Annotated in this window: 5 protein-coding genes; 1 reads left to right on the top strand and 4 read right to left on the bottom strand. The window is 53.6% G+C overall.

Annotation, left to right across the window (positions count from 1 at the left end):
- Nucleotides 1–83 precede the first annotated feature (83 nt).
- Nucleotides 84–1,421 carry a methylenetetrahydrofolate--tRNA-(uracil(54)-C(5))-methyltransferase (FADH(2)-oxidizing) TrmFO gene (gene trmFO / locus ACIQ2T_RS11775; RefSeq protein WP_397590981.1) on the top strand — a complete coding sequence of 446 codons (1,338 nt, stop codon included), beginning with the start codon at nt 84–86 and terminating at the stop codon, nt 1,419–1,421.
- Here trmFO and ACIQ2T_RS11770 read toward each other — a convergent pair.
- The 4 genes from ACIQ2T_RS11770 to pdhA form a co-directional block, all read right to left on the bottom strand.
- A complete protein-coding gene (locus ACIQ2T_RS11770) occupies nt 1,418–1,825 on the bottom strand; it encodes a hypothetical protein (protein ID WP_397590980.1) in 408 nt (135 codons plus the stop codon). The genes trmFO and ACIQ2T_RS11770 overlap by 4 nt on opposite strands.
- Nucleotides 1,826–1,924: 99 nt before the next feature.
- A complete protein-coding gene (locus tag ACIQ2T_RS11765) occupies nt 1,925–2,524 on the bottom strand; it encodes a squalene/phytoene synthase family protein (protein ID WP_397586004.1) in 600 nt (199 codons plus the stop codon).
- Nucleotides 2,525–2,698: 174 nt separating this feature from the next.
- Nucleotides 2,699–4,048, bottom strand: a complete 1,350-nt coding sequence (locus ACIQ2T_RS11760; protein ID WP_397590979.1) for a pyruvate dehydrogenase complex E1 component subunit beta — start codon at nt 4,046–4,048, stop codon at nt 2,699–2,701.
- Nucleotides 4,048–5,124: a pyruvate dehydrogenase (acetyl-transferring) E1 component subunit alpha gene (gene pdhA, locus ACIQ2T_RS11755; RefSeq protein ID WP_397590982.1), complete on the bottom strand. Its 1,077-nt coding sequence runs from the start codon at nt 5,122–5,124 to the stop codon at nt 4,048–4,050. Before pdhA ends, ACIQ2T_RS11760 begins: the two co-directional genes overlap by 1 nt.
- Nucleotides 5,125–5,419 lie beyond the last annotated feature (295 nt).

The raw sequence follows: 5,419 nt of genomic DNA, 5'->3' as shown, positions 1-5,419 counted from the left end.
GCAGAAGAGTTAAGTGTAAATCCCATAGCCCATCTTGGCGCTTTTGCCTGTGCAGCGCCAAAGATTTTTGATAGCCGCGCCGAATGAGCAAAAATTTTGATGTCCAGATTATCGGTGGCGGCCTTGCTGGCTGTGAAGCTGCGTGGCAACTCGCCCAGCGCGGCGTGCGCGTAAAACTGTCTGAAATGCGTGGAACGGGGGAAATGACGCCAGCACACCAAACCGATGGCCTGGCTGAATTGGTATGTTCCAACAGCTTCCGTTCGGACGATGCCGAAAACAACGCCGTTGGCCTTCTGCATCAGGAAATGCGCGACTTGGGATCGCTTATCATGCAAGCGGCTGAGGTCGCTAAGGTTCCTGCGGGTTCTGCACTGGCTGTTGATCGTGATGTTTTCTCAGAAACCGTAACCAAGCATCTTGAAAATAATGATAATATTGAAATTGTACGCGAGCGGGTTGACGTTATCCCAACGGACCGCCCCGTCATAATTGCCACGGGCCCCCTGACCGCGACAAATCTTGCCGAAAGCATCATGGCTAAAACGGGCGAAGACCGCTTGGCCTTCTTCGATGCGATTGCGCCGATTATTTATCATGACAGCATCGACATGGACATCGCGTGGTATGCATCGCGTTGGGACAAGGGCGAAGGTAAGGATTATATCAACTGCCCCATGGACGAGGCACAATATCGCGCCTTTCACCAAGGCTTACTCGATTCTGACAAGGCCGAGTTCAAGGAATGGGAAACCAACACCCCGTATTTCGAAGGCTGCATGCCGATTGAGGTGATGGCCTCACGCGGGTTAGACACATTGCGCTTTGGCCCCATGAAGCCTGTGGGTCTGGATAATCCGAGAACAGGCCGCTGGGCGCACGCAGTCGTGCAACTGCGGCAGGATAATAAGCAGGGCACGCTGTGGAACATGGTCGGGTTTCAGACGAAGATGAAATATGGTGCGCAGGTTGATCTTCTGCGTACAATACCAGGCCTTCAAAATGCAGAATTTGCACGACTTGGCGGCTTACATCGCAATACCTTCATTCGGTCACCCATCTTGCTTGATCGCCAGTTGCGGTTGAAGTCTGCGCTGCATATCCGCTTTGCAGGCCAGATTACCGGCTGCGAGGGCTATGTCGAAAGCAGCGCCGTCGGCCTTATGGCCGGCATCATGACAGCCGCTGAGCTTGCGGGTCGCACGGTCACTGCGCCGCCTTCTACGACGGCACTCGGCGCCTTGCTTGGCCATATCACCGGCGATGCCATGGCCGATGATTATCAGCCAATGAACATTAACTTCGGCTTGTTCGCGCCGCTCGAGGATAAAGTGCACAAGAAGTCACGCAAAGCGGCGATGACTGGCAGGGCCCGTACCGACTTGAACGCGTGGATCTCAGCCCAAGCGATAGCGGCTTAACAATGGCACCCTGGTTTAGCGACCAACTTGGGAGGCATTTGCGCAAACTCCTTACGGGTAAGTAACTGGTCCTTGTTTCTATCTGCGTCGGCAAAGCGTTGCCCGGTCGCAGCAGCCCATTCTTCAAACGTCAGCAGATAGTTGCCATCGGTATCCAGCGCCTTAAACGCCTTGGTTCGGCTGCCCATCATCTCAAGCCGCGAAACCAGCTCGTCTCTGTTGCGATCATAGCGATTGAAGTGCACCTCTTCACGGCTCGCCTTCGGCGCTTCAGGCGGTGTTGGAGGCGCGGGACCATAAGCTGGCGCGTTTGCCGCAGCTTCGGGAAGCGCGTCCGAAATAATGGCTGGCGGCGGCGGCGCGGGTATAACCGGTTCCTGATTTGCTGCGGTTTGCCAAAACAAGCCCTACCCCAACCATCAACAAAGCTGCCACACCGCCTATCACCGCCCGTTGCATTGCATGTGCCTCCCTAACTGATGTCCAGCTAAAGAGCCATAATCCTAAAGACCCGTTAAAGCATGCCAGACCAAACGCGGACCCGATGCGGTTTGCACGGACAGTGTAAGTATAGTTAAAGGCCGCAATGCGCGCGCCTTTGGTAACACAGCAAGTGGGGCAGAAATGCTTTCGGCAACGCGTTGCGGAAAGGCCGTTCGTAAAGTCTCGATAGCCCATAGCCGCCCGATAGGCCTAACCTCCTGCGCACTCCCCACCCAATTTGCGTACGTCTGGAATATCGCTTCAGCGCGCAACTGGGCATGCGTGTCCGTTACAGCTTGGCTCCATTCATCGCTGCCCAACAATTCCTCCCATGCGGACACCAGCGCCTCAAGCGCGGACAGTGGAATGACGCCCCCAACCGCGGTAAGCGCTTGCAATAACGGCTCCCCCTTCGGGCGCAAATCCACCGCTTCGGTTAATGCTTCACGCCACCAAGCCATCTTAATTTGCGCGATCATAGGCTCCCGTGCTGTCCGCACGATATCACCAAAACGCATGTCCATCTGCAGCAACAATGTGAGCGCGGGCCGGAGATGAGCCGGCACATACGCGATAGCCAAACGAGTTGGAGGGAGAATTTCCAAACTGGCATCAGTCATAAGGTTGTAACTTCATGTATCAAGAAGTGTTTGTTAATATTATAAAAATCATTCTTCTTTAATCTTAAGAATTCTTGACGGACAAAAACGATATAAATCGCATGTGCATCTCTGGAGACAACCCCCGTGACCAAATGTACCGATGCCAAGCCCTCCGTGGCATTATGCCGCGAGTTAAATGCCCACAGTTTTCCGTACACCAGCCGCAATCTTGTCGGCATTAATCAACGCCATTTTTTCCAGGTTCGCCGCGTAAGGCATCGGCACATCTTCGTTCGTGATCCGCATTACAGGCGCATCCAAATCGTCGAAGCCTTCCTCCATACATATCGCCAATATTTCGCTTCCGACCGAGCACACAGGCCAGCCCTCTTCCGCCACAACCAACCGGTTGGTTTTTGCCAAGCTTGCCAATATTGTGGCCTTGTCCAATGGGCGGATAGTGCGCAAGTCGATGACCTCAGCGCTTATGCCCTCTTCTTCCAGTTTGGCTGCTGCTTCAAGTGACAGGCCGACACCGATGGAATAACTTACGATCGTTACGTCGCTTCCCTCGCGCATAATCCGGGCTTTGCCGATTGGTACGACATGATCATTCCCCGCCGGAACCTCGTAAGTCCGGCCATAGAGCAACTCATTTTCCAGAAAGACCACAGGGTCCTCGCAACGGATAGCTGCTTTCAAAAGACCTTTCGCGTCCGCCGCATCATAAGGTGCAATGACAATAAGCCCCGGAACACTGGCGTACCAAGGCACGTAGTTCTGGCTATGCTGCGCGCCAACACGCGCCGCCGCACCATTTGGACCGCGAAAAACGATGGGGCAGCGCATTTGTCCACCCGACATATAATTGGTCTTCGCAGCAGAATTGATGATGTGGTCAATCGCCTGCATGGCGAAATTGAAGGTCATAAATTCGATGATTGGTCTCAAGCCGCCCATCGCGGCGCCAGTGCCTATGCCTGCAAAACCATATTCGGTAATGGGCGTATCGATGACGCGGCGTGCGCCGAATTCGTCAAGTAGCCCCTGTGTGACTTTATACGCGCCCTGATACTCGGCGACTTCCTCACCCATGACAAACACGCGGTCATCGCGGCGCATTTCCTCTGCCATGGCATCGCGCAATGCTTCACGCAAAGTTACCCATTGCATATTACCATTGGAAACGATTGGGTCGGGCTTGTGCGTTACCGTAGCCGGTGTCTCGTCAGGCTGTCTTACCGGCGCAGGGTCAGCCTTGGCGTTCACTTTTGACGCCGCAAAAAGCGCCTGCTCCTCATCTTCGCTTAAAATCAGCGCAATGACCGCACCAACCTTTACGCCATCCGTGCCCTCAGCAACCGTAATCGACGAAATAATGCCCTCATCGACCGCTTCAAACTCCATCGTAGCCTTATCGGTTTCAATTTCAGCAAGAATATCGCCTGACTTCACACTGTCGCCTTCTTTGACCAACCATTTGGCCAAAGTGCCTTCTTCCATCGTTGGCGAAAGCGCGGGCATCTTTAGTTCGATTGCCATCAATATTGCTCCACCAGAACGTCGGTATAGAGTTCGGAAAGATTGGGCTCCGGTGACGTCTCGGCAAAGTCCGCAGCTTCGTTTACGATTGTCCGGATTTCTTTTTCGATCACCTTTAGCGCGTCTTCGCCGACACCCATCTCAGTGAGATACGCCTTGCAGCCTTCGATCGGGTCGCTGTTGTCGCGCACGGACTGGACCTCGTCGCGGCTGCGGTACTTGGCAGGGTCGGACATGGAATGCCCCCGATAACGGTAGGTTTTCATTTCCAACAATACAGGCCCCTTGCCGCTACGTACCCAATCCAGCGCAACCTCTGCTGCACCTCGGACCGCAAGCACATCCATGCCGTCTACCTGAATACCGGGAATGCGGAAGCTTTCACCTCGGCGGTAAAGTTGATCTTCCGATGACGCACGGTTGACGCTTGTTCCCATCGCATATTGGTTATTTTCAATCACGAAAATGATAGGCAGCTTCCAAAGCTCGGCCATGTTGAAGCTTTCGTACACCTGCCCCTGATTGGATGCACCATCACCGAAATAGGCAAGGCACACACCGCCATCGTTCGCATATTTATGCCCAAAGGCAAGGCCCGCACCCAGTGACACCTGCGCGCCAACAATGCCATGTCCGCCGTAAAATTTGTGCGCCGTCGAAAACATATGCATCGACCCGCCCTTACCCTTTGATATGCCAGCTGCGCGGCCTGTCAGCTCGGCCATAATGATATTTGGATCTATGCCATAAGCCAGCATGTGACCATGGTCGCGATATCCTGTTATCACGCTGTCCTTACCCGGCGTTAGCGCGGATTGCAGCCCAATCGCCACAGCTTCCTGCCCGATATACAAATGGCAGAAACCGCCAATAAGACCAAGTCCATAAAGCTGCCCCGCCTTTTCCTCAAACCGGCGGATAAGAAGCATGTCGCGGTAGAACTTCAAAAGCTCTTCCTTGCGCGCTTTATACGGTTTCGGCTCATCCGGACGCTCGCGGTTGGCACGGCCTGCATCTTCGCTAACACTGGCCTTTTTAGATGATGTCTTCTTCACTGGGGTGGTGGCCAAAATTATTTCCTTTTGTGGAACTTTTATTTGCGCATACAAAGTGCCTAATCAAAATGACCGTGTCTGAAAAGCGCTTTTCCGTTGCGGAAAGCAGTAGATAGCTATTCATTTTTGTGCGCGGCATATCACTTCAGTGGAACGACAACCTCATCAGGGGCAACAACGTTCAATTCCTTGCGCATTAATTCCCCAGCCAAGTCGGGGTCGACATTATCCCGATCCAGTAATAACTGACGGTTACGCAGAGCGTCTCGTTCCTTTTTTAATTTTACCAACTCAACTTTCCGCTCGCTCAGTGCCG

This window comes from Sphingorhabdus sp. (assembly GCF_044357595.1).
GTDB lineage: Bacteria > Pseudomonadota > Alphaproteobacteria > Sphingomonadales > Sphingomonadaceae > Sphingorhabdus_B.
Note: the sequence above shows the minus strand (reverse complement) of the source record. Positions and strands in the feature narration are given on the sequence as shown.